This window comes from Kitasatospora sp. NPDC001309 (assembly GCF_042896295.1).
Lineage (GTDB): Bacteria > Actinomycetota > Actinomycetes > Streptomycetales > Streptomycetaceae > Kitasatospora.
In genome coordinates this window covers 40,394-55,380 of the sequence record NZ_JBIAXC010000029.1, presented here as the reverse complement: position 1 = coordinate 55,380, position 14,987 = coordinate 40,394, and the positions used below count along the sequence as shown (strand labels likewise).

Annotated in this window: 11 protein-coding genes; 3 read left to right on the top strand and 8 right to left on the bottom strand. The window is 75.2% G+C overall.

Translation table 11 applies throughout. The features are described 5' to 3' along the window. Positions 1–49 precede the first annotated feature (49 nt). The 8 genes from ACFY2K_RS26770 to eccD all read right to left on the bottom strand — a co-directional run bounded on the left by ACFY2K_RS26770 (position 50) and on the right by eccD (position 7,374). A complete protein-coding gene (locus ACFY2K_RS26770) occupies positions 50–349 on the bottom strand; it encodes a hypothetical protein (RefSeq protein WP_375895406.1) in 300 nt (99 codons plus the stop codon). Continuing rightward, positions 342–812, bottom strand: coding sequence for a YbaB/EbfC family nucleoid-associated protein (locus ACFY2K_RS26765; protein WP_375895403.1), 471 nt, complete (start codon positions 810–812; stop codon positions 342–344). The genes ACFY2K_RS26770 and ACFY2K_RS26765 overlap by 8 nt, the downstream gene beginning before the upstream one ends. Before the next feature lie 68 nt (positions 813–880). Next, positions 881–3,169: a hypothetical protein gene (locus ACFY2K_RS26760; protein WP_380522857.1), complete on the bottom strand. Its 2,289-nt coding sequence runs from the start codon at positions 3,167–3,169 to the stop codon at positions 881–883. 54 nt (positions 3,170–3,223) lie between these two features. Continuing rightward, positions 3,224–3,652 carry a hypothetical protein gene (locus ACFY2K_RS26755; protein WP_375895399.1) on the bottom strand — a complete coding sequence of 143 codons (429 nt, stop codon included), beginning with the start codon at positions 3,650–3,652 and terminating at the stop codon, positions 3,224–3,226. Next, on the bottom strand, positions 3,652–3,939 hold the full coding sequence (locus tag ACFY2K_RS26750; RefSeq protein ID WP_375895397.1) for a hypothetical protein: 288 nt from the start codon (positions 3,937–3,939) through the stop codon (positions 3,652–3,654). Before ACFY2K_RS26750 ends, ACFY2K_RS26755 begins: the two co-directional genes overlap by 1 nt. 63 nt (positions 3,940–4,002) lie before the next feature. Next, positions 4,003–4,335, bottom strand: a complete 333-nt coding sequence (locus ACFY2K_RS26745) for a hypothetical protein (protein WP_375895395.1) — start codon at positions 4,333–4,335, stop codon at positions 4,003–4,005. A gap of 75 nt (positions 4,336–4,410) precedes the next feature. Then, positions 4,411–5,874 carry a type VII secretion protein EccB gene (gene eccB, locus ACFY2K_RS26740; RefSeq protein WP_380522856.1) on the bottom strand — a complete coding sequence of 488 codons (1,464 nt, stop codon included), beginning with the start codon at positions 5,872–5,874 and terminating at the stop codon, positions 4,411–4,413. A gap of 108 nt (positions 5,875–5,982) precedes the next feature. After that, a complete protein-coding gene (gene eccD, locus ACFY2K_RS26735) occupies positions 5,983–7,374 on the bottom strand; it encodes a type VII secretion integral membrane protein EccD (RefSeq protein ID WP_387714635.1) in 1,392 nt (463 codons plus the stop codon). A 249-nt stretch (positions 7,375–7,623) separates the two neighbouring features. Here eccD and eccCa point away from each other — a divergent pair, with 249 nt between their 5' ends. Genes eccCa through ACFY2K_RS26720 form a run of 3 tightly spaced genes read left to right on the top strand, consistent with a single transcriptional unit; the run spans position 7,624 to position 14,878 of the window. Further along, positions 7,624–11,637, top strand: a complete 4,014-nt coding sequence (eccCa, locus tag ACFY2K_RS26730; protein ID WP_387714632.1) for a type VII secretion protein EccCa — start codon at positions 7,624–7,626, stop codon at positions 11,635–11,637. Further along, positions 11,634–14,486, top strand: coding sequence for a hypothetical protein (locus ACFY2K_RS26725; protein ID WP_387714629.1), 2,853 nt, complete (start codon positions 11,634–11,636; stop codon positions 14,484–14,486). Before eccCa ends, ACFY2K_RS26725 begins: the two co-directional genes overlap by 4 nt. Further along, positions 14,483–14,878 carry a hypothetical protein gene (locus ACFY2K_RS26720; RefSeq protein ID WP_380590600.1) on the top strand — a complete coding sequence of 132 codons (396 nt, stop codon included), beginning with the start codon at positions 14,483–14,485 and terminating at the stop codon, positions 14,876–14,878. Before ACFY2K_RS26725 ends, ACFY2K_RS26720 begins: the two co-directional genes overlap by 4 nt. The last annotated feature ends 109 nt before the right edge of the window (positions 14,879–14,987 follow it).

The window sequence follows — 14,987 nt, the reverse complement described above, 5'->3', positions numbered from 1 at the left end:
GGGCGTTCGGGCGGTGGTGCCCGGGGGCCGGGGGTTTACGGACGGAGGCTCACGCCAGGCCCACGTTGTGCTCGTCGGTGGCGTCCAGGAGGTCGACGGTGTCCTTGCCGTGCTGGGACATCGCCATGATCTTGTTGTAGATCTGGCCCGTCAGCGTGGTGAGGTCCGCGGTCGGCTTGTCGATCTTCTCGTGGTACTGCTTGCCGATGTCGTCGCCGCCGCCGGCCTGGACGTTCCACTCGTTGATGTCCTTCACCTCCCCGTGGATCTTCTTGACCAGGGCGGCCACGTCCTCGAAGTTGCTGAACGCCTCCTTGGCGCCCTCTTCCTTGCGCAGCGTCTTAGCCATTGAACTCCTCCTGCTTGCGGGACTTGGCGGTCCGGTCGGCGCCGGGGCGCATCGCGGTGAGCGGGGCGAGCAGTGCGTCCAGGTCCAGGCCCGCCCCGCCCCCGAAGAGGTCCTCCTCGTCACCGCGTTCACCGGTGAAGCCCATCCGCAGCGTCTCGCCGACGCCCTCGAAGCCGCGCATCTCGGCGGTGAGCTGATCGCCCATCCGAGCCTTGGCCTCGTTGAAGACGTCCTTGAGCACTGCGCTCAACTCGGCCGGGGCCATGGACTGGTAGGCGGTGGTGTGGAAGCTCAGCGCGAGCAGTTCACCCTGCGGGCCGACCTTCGCGGTGACCATCCGGTCCTTGCTGGTCGCGGTCGCGGTCATCGACTGCATCCGGCGGGTGGACTCGGCCAGCCTCTCCTGCTGCTCCGCCAACGAGGCGATGGCCTGGTTGAGTTGGTCCTCGAAGGAGTACGACATGTCTTTTCTGTTCCTCGTTCCTCGGTGGGGTCGTCACGCGTCGTCCGGAGCCCGGTCCGGCCGCCGGTTCAGCGGCCGATCACTCCGCTGACCGCACCGGTGTCGGTGCCCCACACCTCTTCGTCCTCCGCCAGCCAGGTGGTGCGCTGGCGGTCCTTCTCCCCCTGGCCGGCGCCCATGCCACCGCCGCCCATCGGCCCCATCGGCATCCCGCCGCCGCTGGTCTGCATCGAGCGGCCACGCATCGCGGCCTCCTCGGCGGACATCGCGGAGGCCTTCTGCATGGCCGCCTTCTCGGCTGCGGCGGCCTCGGCCGCGGCGGCGGCCGCCGCCTTGCCGCCCGGAGCCAGCCCGCCGCTGTTCTCGACGGCCCGCGCGCTCAGCCCGCCGCCGGAGCTGACCAGCTTGGGCAACTGGCCGCCGCCCGACCCGACGCCGCCCCCGCCGATGCCGCCCGCTCCCCCGCCGCCCAGCAGACCCGAGTAGGCGCCCAGCCCGCCGGCGCCCGCGCCCGAGCCGTGGTCGTCGAAGGCGCTGCCCAGGTCCAGCTTCCAGTCGGAGCCGGTGGTCGGCAGCCGGGTGCCGCCGCCCGACCCGATACCGCCGCCCCCACCCCCGCCGCCGCCTCCGCTGCCCATGATCGTGTCGATCGCGTGCTGGCGGTCGGTGTAGCGCTGGGAGACGTCGGAGATCGGGCGGCCGGTGGAGTCCAGCAGGGTGCCGTCGGCGGCGATGGAGCCGCCCTTGGCCAGCACCACCGGGTTGCCGTCGCGGTCCAGGACCTCCTTGCCGTCGGGCCCGATGACCGTCCCGTCCTCGCGGACCCTGGAGCCCTTGGGCACCTTGGCGTTGGTCCCGTAGATGCCGCCGCCGGTGCCGGGCGGCACGTCCGAGCCCGGCGGGACGACGACGGGCTTGCCGTCCTTGCCGATCACCTTCTGGCCGTTGGCGTCGTAGACCTGGCCGTCCTTGCCGATGTAGCCGCCCGGGGGCAGCAGCACCGGCTTCTTGTCGGCGCCCAGGACGGGCTTGTGATCCTTGTCGAGGATCGGTGTGCCGGCGCCGTCGCCGATGCCGGAGCCGCCGCCACCGCCGGGGCCGATGACGGGGGGCGGTGGCGGCAGGTGGGTCTTGTCGCCGCCCTTGCCGCCCCCCGCACCGCCACCGGCACCGCCTGAGCCGCCGCCCAGGTCGAACTTGCCGTTGCCGTCCTTGCCGTCGCCCCCGCCGCCGCTGCCGCCGCCCAGGTCGATGTTGCCGTCCTTGCCGCCGTCCTTGCCCCCGTCCTTTCCGCCGTCCCCGGCGCCGGTGGGCGGGCCGGTGGGCAGGTCGAGGGTGGCGTTGCGGTAGCCGAAGCCGAAGTCGGCGTCCAGCCGGTTGAAGGCGTCCTGCAGGACGAGCATCGGGTCACCCACCTTGCGCAGGCTCACCGCGGCCGTGTTGGGATCCTCCGTCTGGAAGGCGTAGGACCGGTCGTCGAGGTACTTCTTGACGTTGTCCAGCCAAATGGACTTGGCCTTGAGCTCCAGCTGGTCGTAGAAGCCCTGTTCCCGGGGGTCGCCGAGGGGGGTGGTGATCGAGCTGATGGCGTGCGCGGTGGAGTCCAGTTGCGGCACGACACCCACCAGGGCCGTCGACAGGGCCTCGTAGATGGCGTGCGAGGGCCACAGCTTCCCGCTGTCCCACCAGCGCTGGTGGACGGTGTGGAGCTTGTCGACGGTGGCGGGGAGCAGGTCGGCCACCGCCCTGAGGTCGGCCTCGTACGGGCTGTTCTCCAGCTGGACGCGGACGGTCTCCAGCTCCAGCGCGTACTGCTTGAGCAGCACCTTGAACTCCCCGGCCGCGTCACCCTGCCAGTTGCTGTCCGGCCCGTTGACCAGCTCCGCCCAGTGCTGCACCCGCGGGTGCCAGAGGTCCAGCCACGCCCGCACCTGGGCGATGCCGTCCGCGGCGTACCGCAGGCTCTCGGGCTTGACCGTGTCGTTCCCGGGCCCGCCCGAGCCCAGCGGCGCGAAGATCCCCTCGTGCTGGTGGATGAACTGGGACAGCGGCTTGTCCGCGTCGTTGCCCCAGTCCGTGTAGTTGACGCTCACCGTGATCCGGATGCTGTGCGCCAACGTGCCGTGCATGTAGTTCCACGCCCACCAGACGTCGGGGGTGCCCATCCCCGAGACCGCGCCCTTGTCCGTGGTGCCGTTGTAGAAGTTGTTGAAGTCGAAGACCAGCTTGTCGATCGGGCGCAGCCAGGGCTTGTCCTTGGAGGGTCCCGCGACCTGGTCCCTGGTGACGATCTTGGAGCTGCGCTGGGCCTCGGAGGCGAAGAAGCCGAGCACGCTCTCCCAGTTCAGATCGGCCATGGGGGTTCGTTTCTCCAAAGGGTGTCGGGCGGTCGGGCCGGGGCGGGGGTGGCGCTAGGACGACGTGCTGGTCTTGGGCGGGGTGGCGGACGAGACCTTGCCGAGGATCGCCATCATGTCGGCGGCCGTCATGGCCTCCTCGTGGGCGGCCTCCATGAGGGTCAGCGCGAGCCGGATCCTCAGCTGGCCCTCGGTCATCTGGGTGCCCATGGTCTTGAGGTCCGTGGAGATGCCCCCGGCGAGGGTCTTGAAGTCGGTCTGGATCTTGGTCGCGATGGACAGCGCCGCCGGCGAGCCGTGCCCCAGCAGCAGCGTGGAGTAGTCGCCGCCGCCCTCGCCGGCGAAGGAGAGCATCGCCCGGTAGCCGGGGTTGCCCGCCAGGTCCTTGAGGAAGGCGCCGAGCTCGGTGTCCGCGAAGTACTTGAGGTCGTCGTGCTTGACGCTGAGGGTGTGGTTGTAGTCCGGCTCGGTGGGCGTGGCCATCAGCCGATACCCGCGGCGGCCCGCTTGTCGGCGTCGCGCAGCAGGCCGTGCATGGTGCGCAGGGCCTCGACGCCGGCGGCGATCTCGTTGTTCATGTCGGTGTTGTTGTTGGACAGCACCGTGTTGAACGCCTCGGCGGCCTGGGCGAGGCTGCCGCTGAGGTGCTCCTGGTTGCTCTTGATGGCCGCCATGCAGCTGGTCATGGCCTCTGCCATGGCCCGGCTGGCCTGCTCCATCTCGTCGGCTGCCTGGTCGATGTTGGCGTGGTTGAGCAGGATGTTCGCCATCGGGGTTCCTCGCTGTGAGTCGTGGTGGTGGTGCTGGTGGAACTTCGGGTCAGGCGGGCCGGGTCAGGGGTTGAGGCCCTTGTAGACGCTGTCGGAGTGCCCGCCGCCCCAGCCGCCGCCGACCCCGGTGGCCTCGTCGTGGGCGTTGTTGACCTGCCGGTGCCCGGCGGCGAAGGCCTCCTGGAAGGTCCGGTAGGCGCTCTGGAGGTTCGCGTACTTGCCCTCCCAGGCGTTGAGGTTGTCCGTGTACTTCGTGCTGCACGCGGCCTGGAAGTGCTGCTGGACCTCGGTGTTGATGTCGTGGATCCGCGCGGCGGCCCGCATCATCGACTCGATCTGTTCCTCCAGGGTGGCGTGGGTGCCCTGGACGGCGTTGTCGTTCACCTTCAGGTTCACGGTGGTTCCTTTCCTCGGCCCGGATTCGGATTTCCGGGTTCATTTCAGGTCAACGGGGTCGTGGGGAGCGTTGGTTCAACGGGCGCACGCGGGGCCCGGTAGGGCGGTGGCGGCGGGGCTCGCGGCGGTACTCGGGGCGGGGCCGGTGAGGGCGGCGGGGTCGAGGCTGGGGCCGGTGGGCAGCAGGGCCAGCAGGGCGGCGGGCACGCCCGCGGGGGTGACGTCGGCGTAGCCGAGCTGCTTGGCGACGGCCGGTGAGGCGAGCGGGTACTTGGCGCCGTTGTCGGTGACCAGGTACAGCGTGGCGCCGGTGCCGGCGGTGGACAGGGCGCGCACCAGGGCGCCGCCGCCGGGGCGTACGGCGATGGTGTCGGCGGGGGTGCAGGCGGCCTCGATGCCGGGCTGGGCGGCGGGGCCGGGGCCCTGGACGGCGGTGTCGTCGACGAGGGTCAGGGTGGTGGTGGGGCCGGGGTCGCCGGGGCGCAGTGCGGTGCACAGGTCGCGGCCCTGGGGGGCGGTGACGAGTTCGGGCACGGTGCTGGGCAGGGCGGCGGCCGGGGCGGGGGTGGCGGGCGCGGTGTGGGCGGCGAGGTCGGCGGCGCCGATGGCGGTGGGGGTGGCGGCGGCCTTCTGGTAGGCGCTCTCCTGGGTACGGGGGTCGGCGAGGACCAGTTGCAGGGCCATCGGGGTGAGCGGGGCGAGTCCGGCTGGGGTGAGCAGGTACGGGTCGCCGCCGGGGCCGGTGAAGAGCTGGCCGACCCGGGTGGGGCGGGTGGCGAGGTCGGGGCCGGGGGTGCCGCGCTGGTCGAGGTCGGGGCCGGCCAGGTCGGGGCCGGCGGGCAGGGCGTCGAGGAAGGCCTGGGTGACGGGCTGGGGGGTGACGGCGGCCTGACCGAGGGCCTGGCGGGCGCCGTTGCGGGTGTCCAGGCGCAGTCGGCGCCCGTGCCACAGCAGGTGCTGGGTGCCGTCGGGGGCGGCGACCAGGAAGGCCTGACGGTCGGTGAGGGCGGTGCCCTGGGTGGTGGGGTCGATGGCCAGGGCCAGGCGGGGGCGGCGGGTGCCGGAGGGGTCGGGCTGCCAGCTCGCGCAGGCGAGCCAGGGGGCGGTGGCCAGGCGCTCGGACTGCGGCAGGCCGTCGGGGGCGCCGGGGATGCCCAGGGGGGTGCCGCGCGGGGTGTCGGCCAGGGAGTGGACGCTGACCTGGTCGACGGTGAGCTGGTCGCCGGCGAGCAGGCGGGCGGTGGCCTCGTTGAGCACGGGGTGGAGGGCGCCGTCGACGTAGAGGTAGCGGGCGCCGCTCTCCTTGACCAGGACGAGGGTGCCGGGCTTCTTCCAGCCGGTGGCGCCGCCGGGGACGAGGACGCCGTAGACGGCGGCGATCAGGGCGGCGAGGGCGGCGACGACCAGACCGGTGACGATGCCTCGGGAAGTGCGCCCGGTGGGGACGTCGGGGGCGTCGGGCTCGCCTCGGAGCATGCCGGTGGCGAGGCGGCCCATCACGAACAGGTGGGCCTGCACCTGGTCGCGCTTCGACTGCATGGTGGCGGTTCTCCTCGGTGGCGGGGCTCAGCGGGTACGGCGGGTGCGGCGGGTCGTTCGGGCTCAGCGGGTACGGCGCGCTCAGCGGGTACGGCGAGTCGTTCGGGCTCAGCCCGCGAGGGCGCGCAGCGCCTGGAAGGCGCCGGCCGCGGCGAGGGCGAGCGGGAGGACGGCGACGGCCGCGAGGGTGTGCAGGAGGTCGGCGGCGCGGCCCCAGTAGGGCAGCAGCCGTCGGCCGGGGACGGTCCAGGAGGCGGCGGCCAGCAGGGCGGCCGCGGCCAGCAGCGCGGCCAGCAGGCCGGTGCGGGTGGCGGGGGCCAGCTCGGTGGCGAGGCGGGCGGTGAGCAGCACGGGGCCCCAGACGGCGGGGACGAGGACGGCCAGCCGCTGGGGGACGGAGCCGATGCCGCGGGCGTGCAGGGCGAGCAGCAGGGCCAGGGTGCAGGTCAGGGCGGTGGGGGCCCAGCCCTCCTGCCCACTGAGGGCGGTCAGGGCGAGGAGGAGGACGGGGGCGAGGGCAAGGTGGAAGGCCGTCAGGAAGCCGTCGGCGACGGTGCTTCGGGCGCGGACGGTGGCGGCGGGGACGGCTTCGATGCCTTCCTGGAGTTCCTCGGCGTTGCGGGGCAGGGCGGGCAGGCGCAGTCCGGACAGGCGGAAGCACACGCCCGGCAGGAAGGCGGCGGTGGCGACGGGGGCGACGGCCAGGGCGGCGGCGGTGGCGGGCACGGTGAGTCCGGCCAGCAGCAGGGCACCGGCCGCGGTGACGTGCAGGGCGAACAGGACCAGGCCGAGGAAGAGCGGGGCGGCGCAGCCGACGGCGGCCATGGCCAGGACGGCGGCTCCGGCGCCGGCGCAGCCGCCGGCGAGCAGGCGGGCGCCGGCGGCGGACGGTCCGGTGTCGGGGGTGAGGAGGGCTCCGGCCAGGGCGAGGTAGGACACGGCGGTGGCGCCCAGGGCGGTGCCGGCGCCGGCGTCGCCGACGGCGCGGGAGGCGCTGAGGGCGCCCAGCAGCAGGAACAGGGCGGTGACGGCGGCGGCACCGGCCCGCAGTTGGGGCGGGCCGGGCAGCAGCAGGAGGGCCAGGCCGCCGGCCAGGACGGTGACGGCCAGGGCGAGGGCGGTGTGGTGGGTGAGGACGGGGCGCCAGGTGTCGGCGCGTTCGCGCATGCCGGTGGCGAGGCCGTCGGGGAGGTCGTCGTAGTGGACCTCGGGGAGCGGGTCGCGGCGGGGGCGCAGGTGGAGGTCCTCGCCGTCGCGCAGGCCGAGGGCGTCGGCGCCGAGTTCCTCGTCCAGGGGGGCCTGGCCGAGGCGTTGGAGGATCCAGCCGTCGTGTTCGGCGCCCTGTTCGTCGAGGCCGTCGCCGGCGTGGTCGAGGACGGCGGGCAGCAGGTCGGCGAGGGGGACGTCGGCGGGGACGACGAGTTCGAACACCGTGTCGGGTGCGTGGAACCTCAGTCGGCACAGTCCGGTTGCCGTGGTCCCGGTGGTGCTCCCGTTCAAGGTTCTCCTCGTGCTCGCGTGCGGCGCTTGCCGTACCCGCCCGTGCGGCGGTTGCCGTACCGCCCGCGGGGCGGCCTCCTTCCCGGGGGACGGGCCGGGGCGGGTGCGGGGTTCAAATCCGGTCCGAACGGGTCGAGCGGGGGCCCGGCTGAACCCCGGAGGGGGTGCCGTCCGTCGCCCCAGGAGGACGGCGTCCCGCGCGGCGGGGCACTTCGCCGCCGTCCTTCCCGGGTGCGAGGAGCGCTTTCGTTGAGTGTGGTAGTGGTCGAGCGTGCGCCGCGGCGCCCCGGGCCGGCGATGCCCGACGGCGAGATCCAGTTGCAGGAGCCGCCGGTCCTGCCGCAGTCGCAGAGCGGCATGTCGAGCATGATCACGATGGCGCCGATGGCGCTGAGCTCGCTGTCGATGGTGTTCGTGTTCCTGCGCCCGGGTGAGGGCGGCGGGATCATGACGTACGTCGCGATGGGCATGATGGGCCTCTCCGCGGTGGGCATGCTGGTGACGTCGCTGCTGCGCGGTTCCAGCGACCGTAAGCGGGAGCTGCGCGCCGAGCGGCGCGACTACCTGCGCTACCTGGCGCAGATGCGCCGTCAGGTGCGCGGGCACATCGTGCGCCAGCAGGAGGCGCTGGCCTGGCGGCACCCGGCGCCGGGCTCGCTGGCCTCGCTGGTGCGCACCTCTCGGCTGTGGGAGCGGCGCGCCGCGCACCCGGACTTCGGGGACGTGCGGGTGGGCGTGGGACACCAGCGGCTGGCGGTGCGGCTGGCGCCGTTGGCGACCAAGCCGGTGGAGGACCTGGAGCCGTTGTGCGCGCACGCGCTGCGCCGGTTCATCCACGCCTACGGCACGGTCGCGGACCAGCCGATCGCGGTGTACGTGCGCGGCTACGCCCAGGTGCTGGTGCGCGCGGACGAGCGGGAGGCGGCGCGGGCGCTGGCACGGGCGATGCTGGCGCAGCTGGCGCTGTTCCACGCGCCGCAGGACCTGCGGATCGCCGTGGTCTGCGAGGCCGGGCAGCGCCGGGCGTGGGAGTGGGTGAAGTGGCTGCCGCACGCGCTGCACCCGGTGGAGACCGACGCGCTGGGGCCGGTGCGGCTGATGGCCGGGTCGGTGGCGGAGCTGGAGCAGGTGCTGGGGGCGGAGTTCGCGGGGCGCGGGCCGTGGGAGCCGGATGCGCAGCCGGGCCGGGACGAGCCGTTCACGGTGGTCGTGCTGGACGGTGTGCCGGTGGGCGCGGGCAGCCGGGCGGCGCTCGCGGGGTGGCGCAACGCGGTGCTGCTGGACCTGGGTGAGGCGCTGGAGTGGAAGCCGCTGCGGCACCGGTTGCGGCTGCGGATCGACGAGGGCCGGCTGGCGATGGTCGGTGCGGACCGCAACCACCGGGACGAGGAGACCGACCTGGGGCGGCCGGACGCGCTGTCGCTGCCGGCGGCGCGGCGGCTCGCGGCGCTGATGGCGCCGTACCGGATCGGGGACGGCTCGGAGGGCGGCGAGCCGCTCGCCGGGGACTTCGACCTGGCGTCGCTGCTGGGCGTCCGCGACCTGCACGGGCACGACGTGGCGGCGGGCTGGGCGCGCGGCGTCGCCGACCGGCTGCGGGTGCCGCTGGGGATCGCCGCCGACGGCACGCCGGTGGAGCTGGACATCAAGGAGTCGGCGCAGGGCGGCATGGGGCCGCACGGGATGCTGATCGGGGCGACCGGGTCGGGCAAGTCGGAGCTGCTGCGCACGCTGGTGCTGGCGCTGGCGATGACCCACTCCTCCGAGGTGCTGAACTTCGTGCTGGTGGACTTCAAGGGCGGGGCGACATTCCTGGGGCTGGAGCGGCTGCCGCACACCTCGGCGGTGATCACCAACCTGGCCGACGAGGCGGCGCTGGTGGACCGGATGCGCGACGCCCTGCACGGGGAGCTGGTGCGCCGTCAGGAGCTGCTGCGGGCGGCGGGCAACTACAGCTCGCTGCTCGACTACGAGCGGGCCCGGGCCGGCGGGGCGGCGCTGGAGCCGCTGGCGACGCTGTTCGTGGTGGTCGACGAGTTCTCCGAACTGCTGGCCGCGCACCGGGACTTCATGGACCTGTTCATCATGATCGGACGACTGGGGCGCTCGCTGGGGGTGCACCTGCTGCTGGCCTCCCAGCGCCTGGACGAGGGGCGGATGCACGCCCTGGAGTCGCACCTGTCCTACCGGATCGGCCTGCGCACCTTCTCCGCGATGGAGAGCCGGGGCGTGCTGGGCGTCCCGGACGCCTACCACCTGCCCTCGCAGCCGGGCAACGGGTTCCTGCGCAGTGACATCGCGACGCTGACCAGGTTCAAGGCCGCGTACGTCTCCGGGCCCTACCGGGCGCCGCGCCCGGTCGCGGCCCGCCGTCAGGCCGCGGCCGGGCAGGTCGCGGCGTACGGCACCGAGTACGTGGCGCCGCGTCAGCCCGCCGTCCTCCCGGCGGAGGTGCAGGAGGCGCAGGAGGAGGAGGCGTCCGGTCGCAGCCTGCTGGAGATCGCGGCCGAGAAGCTGGTGGACGCCGGTCCGCCGGCCCACCCGGTGTGGCTGCCCCCGCTGGGTGTGCCGCCGACCCTGGACCAGCTGCTGGCGCCGCTGGCGCCGGTGCCCGGGTGCGGGCTGACCGCCGAGGACGATCCGGGCCGCGGCGCGCTGCGGGTGCCGGTCGGCGTGGTGGACAAGCCCTTCCAGCAGGTGCGCGACCTGCTGGTGGCGGACCTGTCCGGGGCGGGCGGGCACGTGGGGGTCGCGGGCGGGCCGCAGAGCGGCAAGTCCACCCTGCTGCGCACCCTGGTCGCGGCGCTGGCGCTCACCCACACCCCGCGCGAAGTGCAGTTCTACTGCCTGGACTTCGGCGGCGGCACGCTCTCCTCGCTGCGCGGCCTGCCGCACGTGGGCGCGGTGACCGGCCGGCACGACCCGGAGCGGGTGGTGCGCACGGTCGCCGAGGTCAACGCCATCCTGGCCCGGCGCGAGCAGAGCTTCGCCGAACTGGGCCTCGACTCGGTGGCCGCGTTCCGGCGCGCCCTGGCCGAGGGCGCGCTGCCCGGGGAGGGCCACGGTGACGTGTTCCTGGTCGTCGACGGCTGGAACACCGTGCGCCAGGAGTTCCCCGACCTGGCGCCGGCGCTGACCCTGATCGCCCAGCGCGGCCTGAACTACGGCATCCACCTGGTGGTGGGCACCACCCGGTGGGGCGAGGTCAGCGGCGCGCTGCGCGACCTGCTGGGCACCCGCTTCGAGCTCCGGCTGGGCGACCCGGTCGACTCCGCGATCGGCATGCGCATCGCGGCGACCGTGCCCAAGATCCCCGGGCGCGGGCTCACCGGTGAGGAACTGCACTTCCTCACCGCACTGCCCCGCCTGGACGGCCGCGGCGCCACCGAGGACCTGGGCGAGGGCGTCGCGGACCTGGTCGACGCCGTCGCCGAGCACTGGACCGGCCCGCGCGCGCCCGAGGTCCGGATGCTGCCGCTGCACCTGCCCGCCGCCGCGCTGCCCGCCCCCCAGGGCCGGCTGCGGGTGCCGTTGGGCCTGCAGGACGTCTCGATGGACACCCTCTGGCACGACTTCGAGGAGTCCCCGCACCTGGTCGTCGTCGGCGACAGCGAGGCCGGCAAGACCAACCTGCTCAAGCTGGTGGCCGCCGGCATCACCGGCGCCTACCGGCCCGACGAGGCGCGGATCATGCTGGTCGACTACCGGCGCGTCCTCCAGGGCGCGGTGCCGCCGGAGTACCGGCTCGGGCACGCCGTCGCCGTGGACGTGCTGCGCCAGATCGTCGACGGCGCGGCCCGGGCGATGGCCAACCGGCTGCCCGGGGCGGACATCGCCCCCGAGCGGCTGCGGCTGCGGGACTGGTGGGAGGGCCCCGAACTGTTCATCCTGGTCGACGACTACGAACTGGTCTCCGGCTCCCCCGGCGGCATGCAAGCCCACCCGTTCGCGCCGCTGCTGGAGTACCTGGCGCAGGGCGCCGAACTGGGCCTGCACCTGATCGTGGCCCGCAGCGCCAACGGCGTCGGGCGGGCCTCCTCCGACCAGCTGCTGCGCAAGCTCGAAGAGGTCAACACCCCGGCGCTGCTGCTGTCCTGCCCGCCCAGCGAGGGCTTCCTGTTCGGCAACACCAAGCCGCGGGCGCTGCCGCCGGGCCGGGCCCTGCACATCACCCGACGCCGGACCGTACAGGTGCAGACCGCGCTCGTCGACGACGGGGGCGGCGGGGGCAGCGCGGACGGGGAAGGGGAGTCGCGTCAGTGAGCACCATCGAACAGGCCTCCGGGGCACGCCGCTGGCTGAACCGCCGGCGCACGGACAACGACACGGCGGCCGAACCGGCGGGCCCGGCCGCGCTGCACGAGGTGGGAGCGCACTTCGTCATCGCGCCCGGCACCGACGCGGCTGCGCTGCCCGCCGCGCTCACCGACGCGCTGGCCGCGCTGGAAGCCGTACCCGGCACCGTCACGGTGCTGGCCGCGGCCCCCGATGCCCAACCCGTCCTACTCGGCCGCCTCGACGACCTCGCCCGCACCGCCGCCGACCGCAACGCCGCCACCCTGGTCCTGGCCGCCTCCGCCCTCGCGGCGACACCCGCCTCCGGGCGCCGGCCCGCGCAACGGCTCGCCGAACTGGCCGCCACCAGCATCGTCGCTCCGGACGGGCTCGTCACCCTGCGCCCCGACGGCACCCTGCTGGCCAGCGGTGCCACCGACGCCGATCCGTCCTCCTGGTGGCTGTTCACCCCGGACGGACGCACCCGCCGACTCGGGCCCGTCTGGCCGCTGCCCCGAGCAGGCACGGGCACGGCGCCCGGGCGCGCGGGCACCGGCGCGGCGCCCGGGGGCGCGGGCACCGGCAGCTCCGGGAACGGCACGACAGCAGCCGTGACGGTCACCGCAGCCGCTGTGGCGGCCACGGCGGCTGTGGCGGCCACACCGACGGCACCCGCGACGACCACGGCGGGAGCGTCCGGCGAGCACCTCGGCGCCCCGCACCCCCTCGAAGCGGACCCCACCCCCCGGCCCGCCACACCGGCCCTACCGGCGGCGGGCCCGCTGCCCTCCCCCGCCGCCCCCGTGCCCCGGCAGGCGGCCCAGCAGGCCGCCGTACCGGACCCAACTCCCCTTCCCACCAATCCCGTCGGAACGAGCGCCCCGGCACCCCGCGCCGGGGAGCCGACCGTGGCCGGGCCCGCGGAGAGCACGGTCGAGGCGCTGACGGCCGTACTGCCGCACGGCTTCTGGTTCCCCGGCACGACCGTCCCGGCCGCCGTGCCGGACCCCCTGCTCCGGGCCGCCACGGCGCCCGGCACCCCGGTGCTGGTGGTAGGCCGACCGCACGCGCCCTTGCCACCGGCCGCCGACGTCGCCGCAATCGCCGCCGCCGCCGTCGCCGCTGCCCGGCCCGGCCCGCCCGGCGCCCGTCCCGCCGAGCTGCTGATCAGTGCGCCCTGGGCCGACCCCGCGCAGCTCGTGGCCCTGACCGGGGCGCTCGCGGCGGCCCTGGGCCACGACGTGCGGGCCGCTGTCGGCCTGCCGACACGGACCGCGAGCGGCTGGTCCGCCCGTGTCCTGGGCGCCGACGGGGCCCCGGGCTGGGAGCCGTGGCTGACCGAGCTGACCGCCTGCCGCGAGCTGGGGCGGGTGATCGCCTCCGCGTGGCGCCCCCTGCCCGCGGCCTTCGCCGACTGCGGGCCGGCGCTCCATCAGGCCCCGGTCGCGGGCTGGCGCCTGGAGGCCGTTCCGGCCGGGCTGTGGCTGCGGCCCGACCAGGTGCCGGACGACCGCGGCCCCCGCCTGCTCGCCCCGGACCCGACCCGGCCGACCCTGATCGCGGGTTCGGCCGACCGGCCGGCGCCCGCCGAGGTCCTCGCCGTCCTGGAGGACCTGGTGTCCGCCCTCACCGAACCGGGCGCCCCCGCCCCGCGGCTGCTCCTGCCCGCCACCCCCACCGTCCGACGAACCCACCCGGCCACCCCTGCCACCCCCACCCCGCCGGAACCCATCGCCCCGGCCACCGCCGCGACCGTCACCACCCAGAGCACCACCCCCGACACCCCCGCACCGACCCCCGAACCGCACACCCCGCCCGAACCCATCACCCCCGCCACCGCCGCGACCGTCACCACCCAGAGCACCACCCCCGACACCCCCGCACCGACCCCCGAACCGGCCGGCCCGCAGGACCCGCCCACCCCGCAGGCCGAAGGGGCGGGCCCCGGCGAGCCACCGGCCCCGCCGCAGGGCGCCATCGTCCCCGGCTCCCCCGACTCCCCCGACACCCCCGGTCGTGCCGCCGCGCCCCGCCTCCTCGTCCCGCCCACCGTCGGCACCACCGCCGCCGGCCGCGCGTCCACGCCCGCCGAGCGGGCCGCCTTCCGGGCCCTGCTGGGTGCGGACTTCCACCGCTACGCCGGCCGCGCCGAGCAGGCGGCGCTGCGGATGCCGGCGCTGCGCGCCCAGGCGCGGGACGACCTGAAGGACGACCTGGCGGCGGTCTACCTGCACCACGCCGACACCGGTATCCCGGTGCACCGCGCCGAGTTGGTCGAGGCCGCCCGCCGCGGCGACCACGCCACCGGGCCGCTGGCCCCGTACCTGGCCTGTCTGGGGTCCGGGTTGCGGCGGCTGCCCAACCACCGGGGCGCGGTGCTGCTGGGCGCCGAGGCCGGCGAGGAGGTGCTGGCGCAGTACGTGCGCGGCGCGCTGCTGGTGGAGCCCGCGCCCGTGGTGGGGACCGCGGAGGCGGAGGTGGTGCCGGGCACGGGCGTGGAGTTCCTGGTGTGGTCCGCCACCGGCCGCCGCACGTCCGTGATCGCCGAGGAGGGGGATCCCGAAGTGGTGTTCCCGCCCGGCACCCGTTTCCTGGTGCTGGACGTCCTGCCCGCCGGCGAGGACCGCCCGGCCCGGGTGCTGCTGCGGGAGACCGGCCAGGCACCCGCGCCGGAGGGGGAGGGGGCCGGGGACGAGCAGGACCGTTCCCGTCTGCTCGCCTGGCAGGCCCGCCGTGACCAGCTGCCGCCCGAACGCCTGCGGGCCCCGGCCCGCCCCGAGCGCCTGCGCCTGACCCCGGGCGTGCGGCCCGACGACCCACGAGGAGTTCCCTCATGACGCATCAGGAGCAGTACACGCTGTACCGGCAGGAGGCGAAGCTGCTGGCCGCGGTCGGGGAGCACGTCCACCACCAGGTCGGCCGGGTCACGGTGCGCCTGCCCGCGGAACTGGCCCGCGCCGCGATGGCGGCCTGGGAACGCGACGACGAGGGCGAACTCGGCGAGGAGACCTGGGAGGAACGTGAACAGAGGGACCAGGCCGGCGAGTTGGCACTGATCGGCCTGGCCCTCACGGAGGACGGCCGCCACGATGGCGGGGAGGTCGTCGTCGACCTGCACGTCAGCTCCGCCGGGGCCGCCTTCCGCGCGTACATCGAGGCGGCGGGGCCAGCGTTCCGGCAGACGGGCCCGGCCTACCCGCCGCCCCCGCAACCGGACCCCGACGCCTGACGCCCGTACCACCCCCCGGCGCCCGGGGCGCGGCGGCGCGCCCCTGTCGGATGTCAGGGACCGCCCTGGCCCGCACGTTCCTACGCTGGCGAGCACTGGCCCCGACCGC

Bases quoted from the DNA above. Each gene is read 5' to 3' on its own strand.
- ACFY2K_RS26770 (WP_375895406.1), bottom strand. From the start codon at position 349: ATGGCTAAGACGCTGCGCAAGGAAGAGGGCGCCAAGGAGGCGTTCAGC.
- ACFY2K_RS26765 (WP_375895403.1), bottom strand. From the start codon at position 812: ATGTCGTACTCCTTCGAGGACCAACTCAACCAGGCCATCGCCTCGTTG.
- ACFY2K_RS26760 (WP_380522857.1), bottom strand. From the start codon at position 3,169: ATGGCCGATCTGAACTGGGAGAGCGTGCTCGGCTTCTTCGCCTCCGAG.
- ACFY2K_RS26755 (WP_375895399.1), bottom strand. From the start codon at position 3,652: ATGGCCACGCCCACCGAGCCGGACTACAACCACACCCTCAGCGTCAAG.
- ACFY2K_RS26750 (WP_375895397.1), bottom strand. From the start codon at position 3,939: ATGGCGAACATCCTGCTCAACCACGCCAACATCGACCAGGCAGCCGAC.
- eccB (WP_380522856.1), bottom strand. From the start codon at position 5,874: ATGCAGTCGAAGCGCGACCAGGTGCAGGCCCACCTGTTCGTGATGGGC.
- ACFY2K_RS26720 (WP_380590600.1), top strand. From the start codon at position 14,483: ATGACGCATCAGGAGCAGTACACGCTGTACCGGCAGGAGGCGAAGCTG.